We start from the raw sequence: 19,240 nt of genomic DNA on the forward strand, positions 1-19,240 counted from the left end.
CTGCGGCCGCGGTCGGCGTCGGCCGCAGGGTGAGACGGCCGGCGACGCGATTGCCGTCGCGGAAGCGTCGGCCGCGGGCTCGCGCGATGGGGTACGTTTTTGCGAGTGGCAGTACCAGGGGCACATATGAGTCTCCCGGACGTGCTCGCGGACGAACCGCGGGCCATCGACACGCACGCCCACCAGCCGACCGAGGAGTTCCTGTTCACCGCCGGCGGCGAGATGATGCAGGACGCCGCCGAGCGCTTCGGGAAGGAGATGGTGCCCAACGACTACGAGCAGATGCGCGAGGAGTACGAGCGCGCCGGTATCGCGAAAGCGGTCCTGCTCGGCTGGGACGCGGAGACGAACACGGGGAACCCGCCGGTGCCGAACGACTACGTCGCCGAGGTCCGGGACGAACACGACGGGTTCTTCGTCGGATTCGGGAGCGTCGACCCCCTCAAGGACGACTGCGTCGAGGAGGCGATCCGGTGCGTCGAGGACCTCGACCTCTCCGGGTTCAAGTTCCAGCAGATCGCGCAGGGGTTCGACCCGAGCGACCCCGAGCACGAGGAACTCTGGAACACCATCGAGGACCTCGGCGTCCCCTGCGTCTTCCACGGCGGGAACTCGACGCTCGGCGCGTGCGCGCCCGGTGGCCGCGGCCTGAAGATCAAGTACGGGAACCCGATGCTGCTCGACGACGTCGCCGCCGAGCACCCCGACCTCCAGATGCTGATTGCACACCCCGCGTTCCCCTGGGAGAAGGAGCAACTCGCCATCTGCCAGCAGAAGGGCAACGTCTACATGGACCTCTCGGGATGGATGCCGAAGTACATCGACGACCAGGTCCTGCACTACGCGAAGACCGTCCTCAAGGACAAGGTGATGTTCGGCACGGACTACCCGATGCTCGACCCCCAGAAGTGGATGGAGCAGTTCGCGAACCTCGAGTACAGCGAGGAGGTCCAGCGCAAGCTCCTCTGGGAGAACGCCGAGGAGTTCCTCGGGCTCTGAGGGCGCCGGTTCGCTTCACGAGACCGCCGCGACCCTTTTCTCGGTGCCGTGCGCGTACCAGCTATGGACATCCGCATCGACCACGTCGCGAGCGCCTGGGCGGACCGGACGGCGGGCGAGAGCGCGTGTGACGCCGTCGGACTGCCGACGACCGACGGCGGCGAGCACGCCGACGGGACGACCGAGATGAGTCTCGTCGCGTTCCCCGACGGCACGTACCTGGAACTCATCACGAACACGGGCGAGGCGACGCCCGCGCGCTGGCCGTCGTTCATCGCGGGCGACGCGGGGCCGGCGGCGTGGTGCGTCGCGGTCGACGACGTTCGACGCGCGCTCTCGCGTGCACTGGACGCCGGCGTCCGCGTCGCGGGTCCGGACCGCGACGGCCGGGAACGTCCGGACGGCGTCTCAGTCGAGTGGGAGACCGCCGTTCTCGGGGACGCACTCGGGGCGACGCTCCCGTTCCTCATCGAGGACCGGACCCCGCGACGATACCGCATCACGCCCGACCCCGAACTCGCCGGCGGGCCCCTTCGCGGTATCTCCGAGGTCGTCGTGCTCGCGGACGACGCGAGTCGGTCGACGGAGACGTTCGACCGCCTGTTCGGCGTCCCTCGCCCCGAAGTCGTCGACCCGGAGACGTTCGGCGCGACCGTCCATCGGTTCGCCGGGGCGGGCGTCGCGCTCGCCGAACCGGACGCCCAGCGGCTCACCGAACGACTCGCGGCGTACGGGCCCGCGCCGTGTGCCGTCCTCGTGGAGACGACCGACCTGGCGGCCGCGCGAGACGCGTTCGCGATCGGGGACCCGACGCGGTGGGGCGAGGACGCCGTCGCGTGGTTCGACCATCCCGCGCTCGAGGCGTGGCTCGGCGTCGTCGAGTACGCGCACTGACGCATGAACGCCGACGAAGGACGTCGAACGCCGACGAAGCACGTCGAACGCCGACGAAGCACGTCGAGCGGTGACGCAGGACGTCGAACGCCGTCGTAGTACGGCACGTGCACCGACCAGCGTTCGGTCGCGTGGTTCACTCGGTTCCGCATTCCGGTAACTATTGAATCAAACCGGGGTTATTGAACGGGCCTGAACGTAACCATCGTTGATGCACAAGCCGCTACTGGTCACCGACTTCCTCGACCGGGCTCGCCGGCACTACGCCGACGAGACAGCCATCGTTGCGACGACGGGCGACCGCTACACGTACCGAGAGTTCGGCGCGCGCGCCGACGCGTTCTCCGCGTTCCTCCAGTCCGAGGGGGTCGCGAAGGGCGACCGCGTCGCCGTCCTCGACCCGAACACCCACTACCAGCTCGAGGCCGCGTACGGAATCATGCAGGTTGGCGCCGTCCACACGCCGCTGAACTACCGACTCACCCCCGCGGACTACGCGTACATCCTCGAGGACGCCGGCGTCGACGTCGTCTACGCGGATCACGAGTACGCCGAGAAGATACAGGCCGTCCGCGACGACGTCCCGACCGACCTGTTCGTGACGGACGACCCGGACGCCGTCGACGGCGACTGGCGCGACGTCGAGACGGAACTGGACGCCGCCGGCGCCGACTACGAGCGTCCCGAGATGACGGAGGACGACGTCGTCACGATAAACTACACGTCCGGGACGACGGGCGACCCGAAGGGCGTCTGCCGCACGCACCGCGCCGAAACCCTTCACTCGTACCTCGTCACCGCGCACCAGGAGATCAGCGACGACGACGTCTACCTGTGGACGCTCCCGATGTTCCACGTCAACGGCTGGGGGCACATCTACTCCATCACGGGCAACGGCGCGACCCACGTCTGCACGCGCGGCGTCGACGCCCCCGACGTCTTCGACGCCATCCAGACCGAGGACGTCTCCTACCTCTGCGCCGCCCCCACGGTCCTGAACATGCTCATGGACTACTACGACCAGCAGGACGGCGACGTCCAGACCACGGGCGCGAACGACGTTCGTGCCGCCACCGCCGGTGCCGCCCCGCCCGAGTCGACGCTCCGGACCGTCGAAGGCGAGTTCGAGTGGACGCTCATGCACGTCTACGGCGCGACCGAGACCGGCCCGCTCATCACGACCTCGCACACGCCCCGGCACTTCGAGGGGAAGTCCGACGACGAGCGGTTCGGCCTCATGAAACGCCAGGGCATCGGGTACCTCGGCACCGAGGTCCGCGTCGTCGACGAGGACGGCGAGGACGTCCCCCGGGACGGCTCCACGATCGGCGAGATCGTCGTCCGCGGCAACCAGGTGATGGAGAAGTACTGGAACAAGCCGGAGGCGACCGAGGAGGCGTTCAGCGAACGCCGCGAAGGCTACTACCACATGGGCGACCTCGCGACGTGGGACGAGAACGGGTTCGTCGCCATCCAGGACCGCAAGAAGGACATCATCATCTCCGGCGGCGAGAACATCTCCACCATCGAACTCGAGGACGTCCTCTACGAGCACCCCGAGGTGTCGAAGGCCGCGGTCATCCCCGCGCCGAGCGATCGGTGGGGTGAGACGCCGAAGGCGTTCGTGGTGCTCGCCGCGGACGCGAGCGTGGACGCGGACGGCCTGAAGGACTTCGTCGCCGACCGCGTCGCGAGCTTCAAACGCATCACGCGCGTCGAGTTCGTCGAGGAACTCCCCGAGACCGCGACCGGGAAGGTCCAGAAGTACGAGCTCCGGCAGCGCGAGTGGGACGGCGAGGAGTCGATGGTCGGCCAGGGCTAGCTCGCTCGCGACCCCGCGCGGACCGTGTCGTCGCGACCCCGTGTGGACGGCGTCGTCGTCGACCGGTCGTGGACGCGGGGAAGTCGACCGCCTTTTCTCCGTGCGCTCGCTACCGGGAGCGTGATGGGAGTCGTCGCCACCGGGTCGATACACGGCCATTCGTACGTTCGCGTCCAGGGTGGCGGCGACGCCGACGGCGTCCTCGTCGTCGTTCCCGGGTTGAACGACCCGCTGAAGCGAGTCGGCGACGCCCGCTGGTTCGCGGGCCTCATGGCGCTCTACCTGCGTCGATACCGGGACGCCCGCACGGTCTACATGCTGTCCCGACCGCCGGGGCTCGCCGGGGCGCGGACGACCCGCGAGATGGCGGGGCACTACGCGACGGCGCTCGACGCGCTCGCGACCGCGGAGGGCGTCGAGGCCGTCGACCTCCTGGGGCTGTCCCTCGGCGGGTTCGTCGTCCAGCACATCGCCGCGGACCGCCCGGACCGCGTCGACCGCGCGATACTCGGCCTCGCCGGTACCGAACTGTCGACCGCGGGCGAGACGCGCCTCCAGCGGTGGCGTGCGCTCGCCAGGCAGGAACGCTGGGGACCGATATACCGGGACGCGTACGGACTCGTCGCCACCGGATTACGTGCCAGGGTGATGCAGGCCGGGAGCGCGGGGTACGACCTCGTCGCGACCCCCCGGCATCCGAGCGACTTCACGGCGTCCGTCGACGCCAGTCTCGCGCACGACGGCCGGGACGCGCTCCACGACGTGCCCGTGCCGACGCTCGTCGTCGGCGGCACCGCCGACCCGTTCTTCGACGAGGACGGGTTCCGCGACGCCACGCGTCGCCTCCCCGACGGCCGGCTCGCGCTCCTTGACGGCGTCGGTCACGACGCGGTCATCGAGCACCCCGCGGCGTTCGACGGCGCCATCCGACGGTTCCTCGCCGACGCGGACTGACGACACGAGCGCGCAGGAATCGGGTCCGATTCAGTCCCACTCGGGGTCGCGGCCCTCGAGGAACGCGTCCACGCCCTCCTCGTGCTCGTCCATCATGTACGCCTGCACCTGCATGTGGTTCTCGTAGTCCAGCGCCTTCCGCCAGTCGTTGTCGAGGTTCTCGTGGATCGCCTGCTTCGTCATCCCGACCGTGCGCGTCGGCCGGCGACCGAGCTTCCCGCAGATGGCGTCGACGGCCTCGTCGAGGTCCTCGGGGTCGACCGCCTCGTTCACGAGGTCGATGCGTTCGGCCTCCTCGCCGTCGAAGAACTCGCCGGTCATCGTCAACCGCTTCGCGGTCCGGAGCCCGAGGAGCTTCGGGAGCGTGAACGTCGCGCCCGTGTCCGGGATGAGCCCGATCCGGATGAACGCACACGAGAACGTCGCGTCCGGGACCGTGTACGCGAAGTCAGCGGCCGCGACGATCGCGAGGCCAGCGCCGACGCAGTCGCCGTTGACCTTCGCCACGACCGGCACCGGCGACTGCATGATCGTCGCCGCCGCGCGATTGAACGACTCCGCGACGCGCTCGTAGGCCTCGTGGGGCCCCTCCTCGCGCTGTTTCATCGCCTGGATGTCCCCGCCCGCGGAGAACGCCGGGTCGTCGCCCGTGATGACGACCGCGTCGTGCTCCTCGACGGTCGTCTCGTCGACCGCGTCGGCGAGCTCCTCGGCGACCTCGATGTCCATCGCGTTCATCATCCCCGGCCGGTCGAACGTTATCGTGCGCACGCCGTCTTCGTCCTCTACTCGCATACCTCGTTGAACTCTCCATTGGTGCTTAATTGTTCGGGGGTCGCTACCGGACGGTTCGTCGTCCCGACCCCCGCGCTCGGAGCACGCCAGTAGCCTTCGAGGAAGACCCAGGTCACCACCGAGGGTTCCTTCGGTGCGACTCGATGAACCGCCCGGTCGCTCTCACCGGATTTCGCCGCAGCGGATAGAAACCCTGAAAAGCTTCCCGAGCGCACGGCTATCCGACATGACAGCACGGGCGCCTCGCGCCGGGGATGCGGCCGCCATCGGGCAGGTCGCGCTCATCGGACTCTTCGTCACGGCACTCGCGACCGCACAGCTCACCGCAAGCAAACTCCTCATGTTCGGCCTCCCCTTCGAGCTCCCGCTCGCCGGCGGCGCGCTGGTCCTCCCCGGCGCGGCGCTCGCGTACGCTCTCACGTTCTTCGCGAGCGACTGCTACGCCGAACTGTACGGGCGTCGCGCGGCGACCGTGATGGTGAACGTCGGGTTCGCGATGAACTTCGTCGTCCTGCTGCTCGTCTGGTCGACCATCGCCGCACCCGCCCTCCCCGACCAGCCCATCGACCCGTCGACGTTCGCGACCGTCCTCGGGGCGAGCACGAACATCGTCCTCGGGTCGCTGCTCGCGTACGTCGTCAGCCAGAACTGGGACGTCCTCGTCTTCCACCGCATCCGCGAGTACACCGACGGCGAGAAGCTCTGGCTGCGCAACATCGGGTCGACCGCGACCAGCCAGTTCCTCGACACCGTCATCTTCGTGTCGGTCGCGTTCTCCCTCGCGCCCGCCGTCCTCGGCACCGGTGGGAGCACGCCGACGAACGTCATCCTCTCGCTCATCGTCGGCCAGTACGTCTTCAAGCTCCTCGTCGCGCTCGTCGACACGCCGTTCGTGTACGCCGTCGTCGCGCTCGTCGACCGGTTCGGTGACGGGGCCGCGACAGCCGACCCCGCGACCCGATAAACCCGCCCCCGCGTCTACTCACCACGCTCGCGTCGACCCACCACGTTTTATCTCGCCACCCGTCGCAGACCCGGTATGGACATCGAAGCGTTCTTCGAGGAGATGCCGTTCGCCGACCTGCTCGGCGTGGAAGTGACCGAAGCCGAAGCCGGCCACGCGGAAGGCTACCTGGAGATGCGCGAGGACCTGTCGTGGAACGCCGACCGCCTCATGGCTCACGGCGGCGTGACGTTCACGCTCGCCGACACCGTCGGCGGCGCCGCGCTCGTCTCCGAGGTCGACCAGCCCGTCCCCACCATCGACATGCGCATCGACTACCTAGACGCCGGCACCGGCGACCTCCGCGCGGAAGCCGACGTCGTCCGCGTCGGCGGCGACGTCGGCACCGTCGACGTCGAAGTGTACGCCGCCGCCGACGACACCCTCGTCGCCGACGCTCGCGGCGTGTACAAGACCGGATAACGGCACCGGCGGTCCGGTGGCCGCCGGAAACCCGGACGGTTCCAGGACGAACCACCTCCGGAGACGGAGACATCGGCCAGTACCGTCGGCGCTGGCCGCCCTCGTGCCCATCACACTAAAGCACGCGCAGAGCGGTCTGTAGCTAGAACCGTCGACATGGCCTGGCAGTTCACGCCGTACGTCACCCCGACCGCCGTCTCCGCGACGCTCTCGTTCGCGCTGTTCGCGTACATCGTCACGATCCGGCGACGGAAACTCGACCTGCTGGTCGTCCGCAGCTTCGTCCTCCTGACGCTCTCCATCGCCGTCTGGGGGTTCGGTGACGTCCTCCAGCTCAGCGCGACGACGCTCGCCGCGAAGCGAGCGTTCCTCGCCGTCCAGTACGTCGGTGCTGCCGGCGGCACCCTGGGATTACTCGCGTTCGCGCTGGCGTACACCGACAACGACCGCTGGGTGAACCGGTGGACGGTCGGCCCGCTCGTCGCCGAAGCGTTCGTCGTCCTCGCGTTACTCCTCACGAGCCCGCGACACCACCAGCTCTACGTCGTCGCCGTCGACACCCAGACCGTCGCGGGCGTCGTCCAACTCGAACGGTCACTCGGGCCGGCCGCTCGCGCGCACGTCGTCGTCTCCTACCTCGTCATCCTCGCGTCCATCAGCCTCCTCGTCCGGTCGGCGGTCCGGTCGGAGAGCCTCTTCCGCGCGCAATCGCTCGCCGTCGTCGTCGGCGTCACCCTCCCGTTCCTCACGAACGTCGTCTGGTTCCTCGGGCGGGGCCCGCAGAACAACGTCGACCTCACCGTCGTCGGGTTCGGGCTCGCCGTCTTCCCGCTCTGGTACGCGGTCTCCCGGCACGACCTGCTCCGTATCTCGCCGGTCGCTCGCGACACCGTCATCGAGGACATGCAGGACGCGGTCGTCGTCGTCGACGACACCGACCGCATCGTCGACGCGAACCCCGCCGTCGCCACGCTCGGCACGCCGGCGGCCGCCGAAGTCGTCGGCAAGGACGTGACGAACGCGTTCCCGTTCCTCGAACCCGCCGTCTCGCCCGCCGTCCAGACGCCGGACGAGGTGACGGTCGAGTCCGACGACGTCACGAAGCACTTCGACGTGAACGTGCAGTCGCTCTCGAACGACGAGAGGGGGACGCGACTCGTTCTCCTCCGGGACGTCACCGAACGTCGTCGCGTCGAGGAACGCTACCAGCGGCTCATCGAGAACTCCTCGGACATGATAACCGTCCTCGACGCGGACGGCACGATCAAGTACGACAGTCCCGCCATCGAGTCGCTCCTCGGGTACGACCAGGACGAGTGGGTCGGGCGCGCCGGTCGCGAGCGCCTGCATCCGGACGAACGCGACCGCATCGTCGCGGAGTTCCGCGACGGCGTCGACAACCCCGGCTACGAGACGCGCGTCGAGTACCGCATCCGGCACGCCGACGGCTCGTATCGCGTCTTCGAGACGTTCGCGTCGAACCTCGTGCACGACCCGGTCGTCGATGGCGTCGTCCTGAACTCGCGGGACGTCACCGACCGGAACCGCCGCGAGCGGGAACTCGAACGCACGAACGAGCGGCTGGACGAGTTCGCGAGCGTCGTCAGTCACGACCTCCGGAACCCGCTGACGGTCGGGAACGGCTATCTGGAGATGGCGCGCGACGGCGACCTGGACGCGCTCGACGAGGTCGCGTCCGCGCACGACCGCATGGAGCGGATCATCGACGACGCGCTCGCGTTGGCTCGCGAAGGCGATTCGGTCGACGGCGTGACGACGGTGTCGCTCGATGCGGTCGTCGAGGACGCCTGGGATTCGGTCGCGACCGAAGCGTCGACGCTCGAGGCCAGCACGGGCGCGATCATCCAGGCCGACCGGTCGCGGCTCCAGCGACTCCTCGAGAACCTGTTCCGGAACAGCGTCGAGCACGGCTCTCCCTGCTCCCGGAGCGCGTCCGGGAACGCACCCGGACACGGCGGCCGCGACGTCGCGGTGACCGTCGACGTCGAGTACGGAGACGAAGCCGACGGCGACGACGTGCACGCGCCCGAGGACCGTCCAGTCGTGGCGTTCGCCGTGAGTGACGACGGCGACGGCATCCCGCCGGCCGAACGCGACTCCATCTTCGATTCCGGCGTCACGTCCCGAGAGGACGGGACCGGGTTCGGACTCGCCATCGTCGAGACCATCGCGAACGCACACGACTGGGCCGTTCGTGCAACCGAGAGCGATACGGGCGGTGCACGGTTCGTCGTGGACATCGACGCGGACCGCAACCGCGATGCCTACGGCGAAGGCGGCGACGTGGACGGCCAGCACGCGGACGGCTGACGCGGTGACGTGGACGGCCAGCACGCGGACGACCGACGCGGTGACGTGGACGGCCAGCACGCGGACGACCGACGCGGTGTCGGGTCGGTGTCAGCCGAACAGCTGGTCGAACACCGCGGCCTGTCCGCGACGGAGTCGTTCGAGGAACGCGGACTTGCTGACGCCGAGCGCGTCGGCGACCTCGCCTGCGTCCACGCGACGGGGAACCTCGAAGTACCCGAGGTCGTACGCCGTCCGCATCGCCTCCTCCTGTGCGGTCGTGAACGGCCAGCGTTCCGCGACGGCCTGATCGTCCTCGGACCCGAGCGGGTAGATGCGCTGGAGCGTGACGCCGACCGTCTCGCCCGCGGCCGCCATCACGCCGTCGAGGACGTCGCGGCCGACGACTGCGCCCGTATAGCGCTCCTCGCCCTCGTCGTACCGCAGCGACTCCACCATGAACCCGGCGTCGGTGAGCCGCTGGACGACGCAGGGATGCTTCGAGAGACACCGGAAGTTGACGCGTTCACCGACCCGGGCCGCGTGCAGGTACCGGAGGCGGTCGTCGGTGTCGAGGACGTCCGCGAGCGCGTCCGCGTCGCTCGCGCTCGTCGAGCACTGCAGGAGCACGTTGCCGTCCTGGCGCAACTGTGGCGGGTTCGCTTCGACGGTCGTCTCCGTCTCGCGCGTCGCGGCGGCGAGCGGGCAGTCGTCGCCGGTGACGCGGAATTCGACGACCAGGCACTCCTCTATCACGCGACCATCACGACAGCCACTACCACCCACGGGTACTTAAGGCCCGCACATGTGGTGGTGTACTCGTTTGTCCCTGGACGTGCTAGGTGATGATGAACCATTATGGACATCGAGGAGGTCAAACGTCGAGCGGGCCCGCGCGAGTTCAGCCCCAAGGACGACCTGCCAGAGGAGTACCGGAAAGCCGCGACCCGCATGATCCAGTTCCACGCGAACTCCGAGATCATGGGCGCGTACCTCGAACGCCCCTTCATCCGCGAAGCGCCCAGCCTCGACCGGAAGCTCGCCTGCAGCGCGAAGGTCCAGGACGAGATCGGGCACGGCCAGCTCCTCTACCGAGCGGCCGAATCCCTCGGCCTGAAGACGCGCGACGAGATGCTCGACGAGCTCGCCAACGGCGAAGGGAAGTTCCTGAACTGCTTCCACTACCCGATGGAGAGCTGGGTCGAGACGCCGATGATCGCGTTCTTCGTCGACGGCGCCGCGATGCGCCGGCAGGCGACACTCAAGCGCACCAGCTGGGAGCCGTACGCCCACGCGATGGACAAGGTCTGCTTCGAGGAGGGCTTCCACGTCAAGCACGGCGAAGCCATCCTCCACGAGCTCATGACGGGCTCGAAGAAGGAACAGGAGATGACCCAGGAGGCCTTCGAGGTCTGGTGGCCGCGCATCATCCAGTTCTTCGGGCCGACGAACGACAAGTCCACGCACCACGGGTTCGCGAGCGAGGTCGGCCTCAAGCAGATGGGGAACGACGAACTCCGGACCGCGTTCCTGAACGCGTACATCCCGAAGGCCGAGAAGTACGGGCTCGAGATCCCCGACGAACCGCGCATCCGGAAGAACGACGACGGGACGTACGAGGTCGTCGAGGAGGACCTCGACTGGGACGAGTTCTTCACCATCGCGAAGAACGACTACGACGGCAGCCACCAGCAGATAAACGGCCGCCAGAAGGCCCAAGAGGCCGTCGACTGGGTCCGCGAGGTCCTCGACGAGCACGAGGCCCGAGAGTTCGGGTCTACGCAACAGCAGGCGGCGGACTGATACAGCCATGATCTGGGAAGTATTCCGCCAGGAGAACGCTGGCGACTACCACGAGCACTGCGGGAACGTGCACGCGCCTGACCGCGAGATGGCGCTCATGTTCGCGGAGGTCCAGCACGCGCGACGGAAGCCGACGAACAGCCTGTGGGTCGCGCCGAAGGACGAGATCGGCGAGGTCGACACCGAGGACGCGAAGTTCGGTGGGACGACCGACAAGTCCTACCGGTGGGCGGTCACCTACGACTTCGAGGCCGCCGCGTCGGAGGTCGAGGAGTCGACGGACGAGCAGGCCGAGGCCGACCGTCGCCGGAAGGTCCAGCAGGAGAAGCAGGAAGCGCAGGGTGGTGACTGATGGCGGTCAAAGAGTCGCTGCCGGCGCCCGACGAGTTGACCGACGAGCAGCAGGAGGCCGTCGAGCACCTCCTCTATCGGCTCGCTGACGACGAGTTCGTCGTCGCGGAGCGGTACACGGAGTGGCAGGTGCGGTCGCCGACGCTCGAATCGGACCTGGCGCTCGCGAACATCGCGCAGGACGAACTCGGGCACGCTCGCCTCTGGTACGACCTGCTCGAGGACTTCGGGTACACCGAGAGCGAGCTCGTCTGGGAGCGCGACCCGAGCGAGTGGCGTCACAGCACGCTCGTCGAGCAGCCGTTCGCGGAGGGCGACTGGGCGGACGCTATCGTCCGATCGTACCTTTACGACCAGGCGGAGTACATCCGACTGGAGGCCCTCGAGGAGTCGTCGTACCCGCGTATCCGCGACCGCATCCAGAAGATCATCCAGGAAGAGGATTACCACCGCGAGCACGCGGAGAACTGGATGAGCCGGCTCGCCGAGGAGAAGCAAGGCCTCGAGCGACTCCAGACCGCGTTCGACCGGTTGTTCCCGTACGCGCTCACGTTGTTCGCGCCGACCGACGAGGACGTCGAGGACCGGATCGACGAACTCGGCCTGCGGTCGGACCCGCTCGACGTCATGCGCGAGGAGTGGCTGGACGTCGTCGTCCCGTTCTTCGAGGACCTCGGCGTCAGCGTGGACGACGCGGAACTCCCCGAGCAGTACGACGTCCACCACAGCGAGTTCGACCTCCCCGAGCACGTCGGCCGCGACCAGTCCCATACGGACGCGTGGTTCGACCTCCAGGAGGAGTTCACGCACACGTACCAGAAGCTCGACCGCCACGAGGCGAACCGCATCATGAAAGACCCCGACGAGGCCTGAGGTCTCGTCACAAACTGAGAGAGATACCACACGATGGATAGCGACGTACCCTACGACCCAAGCGACGTCCCGAAGGACGTCGACGCATCACCAGACGACTGCGACGAACCCGCTGCGACGGCGTGTGCGTACACCGAGTACGAGTACGTCGACGCGCCGAACACGGAGGAGCTCCCGGCGACGGGCGCCGACGCCGAGGGCGTCGAGCGCGCGGTCTGGGACGCCCTCTACGCGATCGAGGACCCCGAGATGCCCGTGAGCATCGTCGACCTCGGCCTGCTGTACGGCGTGACCGTCGAGGACGGGCACGCGGAGGTCGACATGACGCTCACGTACTCGGGGTGTCCCGCTCGCGAGATGCTGATGAGCGACGTCGAGGATGCGGTCGCGGACGTCGACGGCGTCGAGGACGTGTCGCTCCGCCTCGTGTGGAACCCGCCGTGGGGCCTCGAGATGGTGACCGAACAGGGCAAGGCCGACCTGAACGACTTCGGCCTGAGCGTCTAGCATGAGTCGACGACTCGACCCATCCGTCCAGACGAGCGGCGACATGGAGGGCGCGGAGTGCCCGTACTGTGGCTCGACCGAGACCGAGCGCGAACACCCGAAAGGACCGTCGCTCTGCCGGTCGATGCACTACTGTAACAGCTGCGAGCAGCCGTTCGAGAAGTTCGAGTAACCTGCCCGGACGAGCATACGGCGGCCGCCAGGTCGCCGTTTCTGTTCTGGGAGAAGACTGCCCGCACGAGCGTACGGCGGCCGCGACGCCGCCGTTTCTGTTCTGGGAGAGACTGCCCGCACGAGCGTACGGCGGCCGCGACGCCGCCGTTTCTACCTCTTCTGCCCGCACGAGCATATGACGGCCGCGAGGTTGCTGTTTCTGTTCTGGGGTGTCTGATTGCGCGAGCGTCTGGGTGTAGCGGCCTGGTCGCTTCTTGCTGGTGGGATGTATGGGGTGGTTGTCGGTGAGGCGATTCGTTTTTGTCGACGGACTCGGTGCGTTGGTGTATGACGCGGGAGCCGTTGGCGACGTTGTCAGCGAGTCGGTCGGGGTTGCGGCAGATGGTGGATCTGGCGGCGCTCGGGACCGACGATGGGGTGTACTACGACGAGATGCTGGTTCGCGTGACTGGGGAGCGCGTGGAGACGCCGGCGGGGAAGCGGGACACGTCGATGGCGGCGTACTGTACGGTCGCGCACGAGGCGTTCGACGACGTGACGGTCCACATCGATGGTCCGGCGGTCGCGATCTTCGATATCGATGCGGCGCTCGGGTGGTTGGAGTGGTTGGCGGCGGAGCAAGTGGACGTCGTCCTGCTCGGTGACCCCGAGGATGCGTTCGCGGGGACCCTCGAGTTGCGGACGAGCGAGGAGACCGTGCAGGTGGCGTGTCGGCACGGGCCGGAGGTCCTCGGGACGGTGACGACGGAGCTGCCGTCGCGGTTCGACGACGAGGACCGGTTCCGGCTGGAGGATGGCTCGGTCGCGCCGACGCGCGTGGAGACGGACGCTGGGGCGCTGGAGCGGCTCGCGGACGCGGTCGACCTCGCGGAGACCGTCGACGGGTATCCGTTCGTCGTCGACGACGGCGAGTTCGTGCTGGACGTGGGGAGCGAGCTGTCGCTCGCGCACGCCACGGCGACGCTCGACGGCGAGGTCTCCGGGCCGGACGTCGCGAACCGGTATAGCGCGGAACTGGCGGCACTTGCACGGGCGCTCGACGGCGACGTGGTCGTGCAGACGGGGGCGGGCGAGCCGCTGGTCGTCGTGCAGTCAGGTTCGCTGTTCACGCTCCGCTACGTGCTGTTGCCGGCGTCGTGGTGAGAACGAGACGGGTCGCCACCCAGCGGCCCGCGTCGGTTCGTGGCTACGAGGGTCGCCCGAGTTCGAGTGTGTAGTCGGAGCGGATCCACGCGTCGGCGTTCTCCTCGTCGTAGATTTCTACGCTGCCGTCGTCGGCGTCGCGTGCGCAGAATCTGTTCGCTATCTCGGGCGGGTCGGCGTTCGTCGCTCCGTCGTTCGTGCTGTCCATGGGGGGAGAGTCGTGCGGGCTGTAGCCCGCGCGATGCTAACTATTCCCGAGGGGGTGATGAACATAAGCCTTCCGGGGGTGTGTGTGGAACGTCCTTCGAGGGGTCTTGACTCCTCTAGGAGGTTCTAGGACGTGGTGCGTGGCGTCGGCGGAACCGGGCGCGTGCAGGGGGCTGCCGGCTGGTGATGCAGCAACTCGGCGGCGGGGGTTCCTCGTGGTCGTCGGTGCGGGTGCGCGACGAGTCGGGGGCGTTAACCCGATGGCCCGAGGAGTGGGTGCCATGACAGACGACGGCTGGTTCGCGAACTGCGAGCCCGGTGACGTCGACGGGGCGGCTGTGGCGGTCCGCGACGGGTCCGCGAGCGAGCCCGCTGATTGGCCGGCTCGCGCGGTCGACGCCGGGTTCGCGCCCGACGAGGACGCGTACTACGACGCGCTCCACGAGGCGACGGTCGCGGCGGCGCGCGCCGAGGCCGTCGAACGGGAGCGTGCGGACGACCAGCAGCTCGTGCACGCGGTCCGTGCGATGGACGACTGCGCGCGCACTGCGAACGAACTCGCCGAGCGCGCCGCGGAGTGGGCTGGCGCGCTCTTCGACGTCTCCGGCGGCGGCGTCGACCTCGCCGCTCGGGTCGCCGAGCGCGACGCGGAGACGCCAGCGGAGGAACGCGCCATCTCGCTCGCCGAACGCGTCGTCGAGCTGGACGCGGAGGCCGAGGACCTGCGTGGGTTCATCGAACAGCAGGCGCCGACGGTCGCGCCGAACCTCGCGTCGATGGCCGGACCGGTGCTCGCCGCGCGACTCGTCTCGCTCGCGGGGAGCCTGGAGACGCTCGCGAAGAAACCGAGCGGGACCGTCCAGGTGCTCGGCGCGGAGGACGCACTGTTCGCGCACCTCCGCGGTCGCGCGTCCTCGCCGAAGCACGGCATCATCTACACGCACGAGTACGTCCGCGGCACGCACCCCGAGCACCGCGGGTCCGCGGCTCGCGCACTCGCCGGGAAGCTCTCCATCGCGGCGCGCATCGACCACTACAGCGGCGAACCCAAACCCGAGATCGAGGCGGAGCTCGACGACCGCATCGCCACCATCCGCGCTCGCACCGGCGACGAACTGCCCGACGACGCCGGCGGTGACGACGGAGGTGCGGGCGAATGACGGACGCACCCGCGCCCGAGGACGCGACGCTCCCCGAGGGACTGGCGCGTCGGGACTTCGGTGACGGCGAGACCCTCGCCACCCAGGGATCGCCCGTCGGGCCGGAAGCGACCGACGGCGACTGGCGCGCGTGGGACGCCTCGCGCTCGAAGCTCGCCGCGACGTACGCGGTCGGACTCGACCCTGGCCTGACGGCGGACGCGACGGTGCTCTACCTCGGCGCGGCCGCCGGCACCACCGCGAGCCACGTCGCGGACGTCGCCGGGGCGACGTACGCCGTCGAGTTCGCGCCGCGACCAGTACGCGACCTCTGTCGGGTCGCCGACGACCGCGACCGGTTGTTCCCGCTGCTCGCCGACGCCCGCAAACCCGAGTCGTACGCGCACGTCGTCGAGGCCGACTGCGACCTCCTCGTGCAGGACGTCGCGACGCGCGGCCAGGCCGACGTGGCGCTCCGGAACCGCCGATTCCTCGCCGACGACGGCCGGCTCGCGCTCGCCATCAAGGCCCGGAGCGAGGACGTCACCGACGACCCGAGCGACGTCTTCGACGCCGTCCTCGCGGACCTCCGCGAGGGCTACGAGGTCCTCGAGACCGCGAGCCTCGAACCGTACCACGACGACCACCTCGCAGTCGTCGCCCGACCGCACTGACGGCAACGGTCGACGCACGGCAGCCTCGCGCTGACGGCACCGTGCGACGCACGAACGCCTCGCGCCGGTGGCCAGTTCCACGAAAGGGCTCGCGGTCGTGCACGGCGACCTGCCGACTCCGTACTCCTTTTATCACGTGCGAGCAAACGTGGCGTCGATGGACAAGCGCGGGTCGCGCGAGGCGTTCGAGGACGCGGGGACACTCGGTATCGAGGAGGAGTTCTTCGTCGTCGACGAGGCCGGCCGTCCGGTCTCGGGGAGCGACGCCCTCGTGTACGACGGCGACCCGCCCGAGTTGCTCGCCGGTCGGCTCGACCACGAGCTGTTCAAGACCGTCATCGAGACCCAAACTCCGAAATGCGAGGACCTCGGGGACGCCCGCGAGAACCTCCACGCGGTCCGGGACGCGCTCGTCGAGTTCGCGGCGAGCCAGGGCTTCCGGGTCGCGGGCGCCGGCCTCCACCCGGGTGCGCGCTGGCGGGAGCTCGAGCACGCCGAGAAACCCCGGTACCGCAGCCAGCTCGACCGCATCCAGTACCCCCAGCATCGGAACACGACCGCGGGACTGCACGTGCACGTGGGCGTCGACGACGCGGACGCGGCGACGTGGATCGCGAACGAACTCCGCTGGTACCTCCCGCCGATGCTCGCACTCGCCGCGAACTCGCCGTTCTGGGACGGCTACGACACCGGACTGGCGTCGGCTCGCGCGAAGATATTCGAGGGCCTCCCGAACACGGGGATGCCGACCGCGTTCGACGGCTACGACGACTTCGCCGCGTTCGAGAACCGGATGATAGACACCGAGAGCATCCGCGACCGCGGAGAGCTCTGGTACGACGTCCGCCCGCACTCCGGGCACGGGACCGTCGAGATTCGAGCGCCCGACGGCCAAGCTGACCCCGCGGTCGTGTTCGCGTTCGTCGAGTACGTGCATGCGCTCGTCGTGGACCTCCGCGAGCGCTACGCGGACCTCGCGGACCCGTGGGACGACCGCAGCGACGGGTACCCCCACCAGCATCGGCGCGAACTCCTGGACGAGAACAAGTGGCGGGCGCTCCGGTACGGCCACGACGCCGAGTTCGTCGCACTCGATGGCGACGGTACGGTCTCGCTCGCCGAGGTCGTGGACGGCGAATGCGACCGCCTCGGCGTCACCGGCATCCGCGACGTCCTCGACGCGGACAGCGGCGCCGAACGCCAACGACGCATCCTGGAGGCCGAAGGGTTCGACGCGCTCTGCGAGTCCCTCGTCCTCGGTCGGTGAGCGCGAACACCCCCGAGCAATGGGTTTTTACCCCCACACGGCTTGTGTCCTCAGTGAAAGGACATGACCAGGGACGAGGCGGAGACACCGGCTGAGGACGACGAACCATCCACGCGACGCCAGCAGGCCGTCGACGGCTTCGACTCCGGCATCGTCGACCTCCTCTCGTGGGTGCTCGACACGGAGACGCGAGCGAAGATCTACATCTTCCTGCAGGCCAATCCCGCGTCCACGAGCGAGGAGATCGCGCAAGGGACGGGCCTGTACCCGAGTACCGTCCGCGAGGCCCTGGCCGAACTGCACGACGAGGAGAAGGTTCACCGCGAGAAACGCGCCGCTTCGGGCGCCGGGAACAACCCCTACGAGTACACGGCTATCGCACCGAGCGAACTCGTCTCGGGCGTCGTCGGGCAGGTACAGGACGAACTGAACACCGTGTTCAACCTCGATTCGCTCCTCGACGAGGAGGAGGAGGAGGAGGAGGCGCTCGAACCCGTCGATGCCGAGGACGAGCCGGTGACCATCACCGTGCAGTCCAACGCCGTGGACGCCGACCCGGATGCGGGCGCGGACGAGGCGGACGCGGACGCGGACGAGGCGGACGCGGACGACGACGCGACGACGTCGACCGACGAGTGACGCGTCCGGCGGGCCGCGAGCGCCGCGGGACGCAGGGGTCCCCGGATTCAATCCTTTTATGCCGCGTCCGGTCGACCGTTCGGGCATGAATGTTGCGCTGGGTGGGACGTTCGACCCAGTTCACGACGGGCATCGTGCGCTGTTCGAGCGCGCGTTCGAACTCGGGGACGTGACGGTGGGGTTGACGAGCGACGAGCTCGCACCGAAGACGCGGCACGTCGACCGGTACGTCCGGTCGTTCGCCGACCGGAGACGCGACCTGGAACGGGAACTCGAGCCGCTCGCGGCCGAGTACGACCGCGAGTTCACGGTCCACGAGCTCACCGAGCCGACCGGCATCGCGACCGAGCCACGGTTCGACGCGCTCGTCGTCTCGCCGGAGACCGTGGATACCGGTGAACGCATCAACGACCTCCGCGAGGAGGCCGGCGTCGACCCGCTCGAGATCGTCGTCGTCGACCACGTCATCGCCGAGGACGGTGACGTCATCTCGTCGACCCGCATCGTGAACGGCGAGATCGACGAGCACGGGACCGTGACGCCCGACCGCGACGGCCGGGACGCGACACGCTGACCCCCCGATTCTCCAGCGAACTACCAGGACGGTGGTTCGAACCCTGCCTCTTCGAGGACGTCCTTCCAGCGCTGCTGGACGCTCAACCGTGAGACGTCCGCCGCTTCCGCGACCGCGGTCTGCGAGCGCTCGTCGCTCTCCAGGAGCGCCGCCGCGTACACGCTCGCCGCGATCGCCGCGGGCTTGGACCGGTCGGACTCGGGCGCCGTGGAGAGGAACAGGTCAGTGGCGGTCGTCCGCGCCGGCGAATCGAGCTCCAGTCGCTCACAGACCGCCTGTAGCTCCTCGATCCACGCCTCGTTGTCCACGCGGTCGCTCGCTCGATACACACCTCCTCCTGGGGCGGCCTCAACCTTCAATCTCGCGTCCGAGACGACAGGTTCTTGAACGACTCGGGGCGTACGTTCGGGCCGCGCGCGGGTAGCCAAGCCAGGAAACGGCGCAGCGCTTAGGACGCTGTCTCGTAGGAGTCCGCCGGTTCAAATCCGGTCCCGCGCACTTCTCGCGGCGAACACATCGTGAGCCGTGGGCATCGAATCGACCGGATTGAACCCTGGAAGTCGCAGCGACCGGGGGAAGCGAGGTCGACCGTATTCAGACGGTTCGAATCCGGTCCAGCGTGTCCTCGTGTGGGCGTCGTCGGCCCGTTCGCCGGTCAGCGGTTGGCGTCGGCCGCCGAAGGCAGCCAG

At 68.7% G+C, this 19,240-nt stretch carries 22 protein-coding genes and 1 tRNA gene; 19 read left to right on the forward strand and 4 right to left on the reverse strand.

What is annotated here, in order from left to right; translation table 11 throughout:
* Nucleotides 1-126 precede the first annotated feature (126 nt).
* From LI336_RS01025 to LI336_RS01040, 4 genes are all read left to right on the forward strand, one after another.
* Nucleotides 127-999 carry an amidohydrolase family protein gene (locus LI336_RS01025; protein WP_227130760.1) on the forward strand — a complete coding sequence of 291 codons (873 nt, stop codon included), beginning with the start codon at nt 127-129 and terminating at the stop codon, nt 997-999.
* 63 nt (nt 1,000-1,062) lie between these two features.
* Nucleotides 1,063-1,893 carry a VOC family protein gene (locus LI336_RS01030; RefSeq protein ID WP_227130761.1) on the forward strand — a complete coding sequence of 277 codons (831 nt, stop codon included), beginning with the start codon at nt 1,063-1,065 and terminating at the stop codon, nt 1,891-1,893.
* Between the two features lie 211 nt (nt 1,894-2,104).
* Nucleotides 2,105-3,715 carry a long-chain-fatty-acid--CoA ligase gene (locus LI336_RS01035; RefSeq protein WP_227130762.1) on the forward strand — a complete coding sequence of 537 codons (1,611 nt, stop codon included), beginning with the start codon at nt 2,105-2,107 and terminating at the stop codon, nt 3,713-3,715.
* Between the two features lie 123 nt (nt 3,716-3,838).
* On the forward strand, nt 3,839-4,669 hold the full coding sequence (locus LI336_RS01040) for an alpha/beta fold hydrolase (RefSeq protein ID WP_227130763.1): 831 nt from the start codon (nt 3,839-3,841) through the stop codon (nt 4,667-4,669).
* A gap of 30 nt (nt 4,670-4,699) precedes the next feature.
* Here the strand turns inward: LI336_RS01040 and LI336_RS01045 are convergent, their stop codons facing one another.
* A complete protein-coding gene (locus LI336_RS01045; RefSeq protein WP_227130764.1) occupies nt 4,700-5,464 on the reverse strand; it encodes an enoyl-CoA hydratase/isomerase family protein in 765 nt (254 codons plus the stop codon).
* Between the two features lie 226 nt (nt 5,465-5,690).
* Here LI336_RS01045 and LI336_RS01050 point away from each other — a divergent pair, with 226 nt between their 5' ends.
* The 3 genes from LI336_RS01050 to LI336_RS01060 all read left to right on the forward strand — a co-directional run bounded on the left by LI336_RS01050 (nt 5,691) and on the right by LI336_RS01060 (nt 9,221).
* Nucleotides 5,691-6,428, forward strand: a complete 738-nt coding sequence (locus LI336_RS01050; protein WP_227130765.1) for a queuosine precursor transporter — start codon at nt 5,691-5,693, stop codon at nt 6,426-6,428.
* A gap of 75 nt (nt 6,429-6,503) precedes the next feature.
* Entirely contained in the window at nt 6,504-6,890 is a 387-nt protein-coding gene (locus LI336_RS01055) for a PaaI family thioesterase (RefSeq protein WP_227130766.1), read from the forward strand.
* A gap of 156 nt (nt 6,891-7,046) precedes the next feature.
* Entirely contained in the window at nt 7,047-9,221 is a 2,175-nt protein-coding gene (locus tag LI336_RS01060; RefSeq protein ID WP_227130767.1) for a histidine kinase N-terminal 7TM domain-containing protein, read from the forward strand.
* 90 nt (nt 9,222-9,311) lie between these two features.
* Here LI336_RS01060 and LI336_RS01065 read toward each other — a convergent pair whose 3' ends face one another.
* The gene (locus LI336_RS01065) at nt 9,312-9,956 is read right to left on the reverse strand and encodes a helix-turn-helix domain-containing protein (RefSeq protein ID WP_227130768.1); all 645 of its coding nucleotides are present in this window, start codon (nt 9,954-9,956) and stop codon (nt 9,312-9,314) included.
* 102 nt (nt 9,957-10,058) lie between these two features.
* On the opposite strand from LI336_RS01065, the gene paaA reads away from it, so the two are divergent.
* The 6 genes from paaA (at nt 10,059) to LI336_RS01095 (ending at nt 14,051) form a co-directional block, all read left to right on the forward strand.
* Entirely contained in the window at nt 10,059-11,003 is a 945-nt protein-coding gene (paaA, locus tag LI336_RS01070; protein WP_227130769.1) for a 1,2-phenylacetyl-CoA epoxidase subunit PaaA, read from the forward strand.
* A gap of 7 nt (nt 11,004-11,010) precedes the next feature.
* Nucleotides 11,011-11,355, forward strand: a complete 345-nt coding sequence (gene paaB / locus LI336_RS01075; protein ID WP_227130770.1) for a 1,2-phenylacetyl-CoA epoxidase subunit PaaB — start codon at nt 11,011-11,013, stop codon at nt 11,353-11,355.
* Complete coding sequence (gene paaC / locus LI336_RS01080) at nt 11,355-12,227, forward strand: 1,2-phenylacetyl-CoA epoxidase subunit PaaC (protein ID WP_227130771.1); 873 nt, start codon at nt 11,355-11,357, stop codon at nt 12,225-12,227. The genes paaB and paaC overlap by 1 nt, the downstream gene beginning before the upstream one ends.
* A 33-nt stretch (nt 12,228-12,260) precedes the next feature.
* Nucleotides 12,261-12,734: a 1,2-phenylacetyl-CoA epoxidase subunit PaaD gene (gene paaD, locus LI336_RS01085; RefSeq protein ID WP_227130772.1), complete on the forward strand. Its 474-nt coding sequence runs from the start codon at nt 12,261-12,263 to the stop codon at nt 12,732-12,734.
* A 1-nt stretch (nt 12,735) separates the two neighbouring features.
* Nucleotides 12,736-12,906, forward strand: coding sequence for a 1,2-phenylacetyl-CoA epoxidase subunit PaaE (gene paaE, locus LI336_RS01090; protein WP_227130773.1), 171 nt, complete (start codon nt 12,736-12,738; stop codon nt 12,904-12,906).
* A 329-nt stretch (nt 12,907-13,235) separates the two neighbouring features.
* Nucleotides 13,236-14,051, forward strand: a complete 816-nt coding sequence (locus tag LI336_RS01095; RefSeq protein WP_227130774.1) for a hypothetical protein — start codon at nt 13,236-13,238, stop codon at nt 14,049-14,051.
* 43 nt (nt 14,052-14,094) lie between these two features.
* Here LI336_RS01095 and LI336_RS01100 read toward each other — a convergent pair whose 3' ends face one another.
* Nucleotides 14,095-14,259: a DUF7331 family protein gene (locus LI336_RS01100; RefSeq protein ID WP_227130775.1), complete on the reverse strand. Its 165-nt coding sequence runs from the start codon at nt 14,257-14,259 to the stop codon at nt 14,095-14,097.
* A gap of 280 nt (nt 14,260-14,539) precedes the next feature.
* On the opposite strand from LI336_RS01100, the gene LI336_RS01105 reads away from it, so the two are divergent.
* The 5 genes from LI336_RS01105 (at nt 14,540) to LI336_RS01125 (ending at nt 18,551) form a co-directional block, all read left to right on the forward strand.
* The gene (locus tag LI336_RS01105) at nt 14,540-15,418 is read left to right on the forward strand and encodes an NOP5/NOP56 family protein (RefSeq protein WP_227130776.1); all 879 of its coding nucleotides are present in this window, start codon (nt 14,540-14,542) and stop codon (nt 15,416-15,418) included.
* The gene (locus tag LI336_RS01110) at nt 15,415-16,071 is read left to right on the forward strand and encodes a fibrillarin-like rRNA/tRNA 2'-O-methyltransferase (protein ID WP_227130777.1); all 657 of its coding nucleotides are present in this window, start codon (nt 15,415-15,417) and stop codon (nt 16,069-16,071) included. The genes LI336_RS01105 and LI336_RS01110 overlap by 4 nt, the downstream gene beginning before the upstream one ends.
* Nucleotides 16,072-16,228: 157 nt before the next feature.
* The gene (locus LI336_RS01115) at nt 16,229-17,338 is read left to right on the forward strand and encodes a glutamate--cysteine ligase (RefSeq protein ID WP_227130778.1); all 1,110 of its coding nucleotides are present in this window, start codon (nt 16,229-16,231) and stop codon (nt 17,336-17,338) included.
* 63 nt (nt 17,339-17,401) lie between these two features.
* A complete protein-coding gene (locus tag LI336_RS01120) occupies nt 17,402-17,977 on the forward strand; it encodes a winged helix-turn-helix transcriptional regulator (protein WP_227130779.1) in 576 nt (191 codons plus the stop codon).
* 85 nt (nt 17,978-18,062) lie between these two features.
* Complete coding sequence (locus tag LI336_RS01125; RefSeq protein ID WP_227130780.1) at nt 18,063-18,551, forward strand: phosphopantetheine adenylyltransferase; 489 nt, start codon at nt 18,063-18,065, stop codon at nt 18,549-18,551.
* A 20-nt stretch (nt 18,552-18,571) separates the two neighbouring features.
* On the opposite strand, the gene LI336_RS01130 is transcribed toward LI336_RS01125, so the two are convergent.
* Complete coding sequence (locus tag LI336_RS01130) at nt 18,572-18,880, reverse strand: transcription initiation factor IIB family protein (RefSeq protein WP_227130781.1); 309 nt, start codon at nt 18,878-18,880, stop codon at nt 18,572-18,574.
* Between the two features lie 85 nt (nt 18,881-18,965).
* Between LI336_RS01130 and LI336_RS01135 the strand changes: the two genes are divergently transcribed.
* A tRNA-Leu gene (locus tag LI336_RS01135) sits at nt 18,966-19,049 on the forward strand.
* Nucleotides 19,050-19,240 lie beyond the last annotated feature (191 nt).

The sequence above is a fragment of the Halorubellus salinus genome (assembly GCF_020567525.1).
Classification (GTDB): Archaea; Halobacteriota; Halobacteria; order Halobacteriales; family Natrialbaceae; genus Halorubellus; species Halorubellus salinus.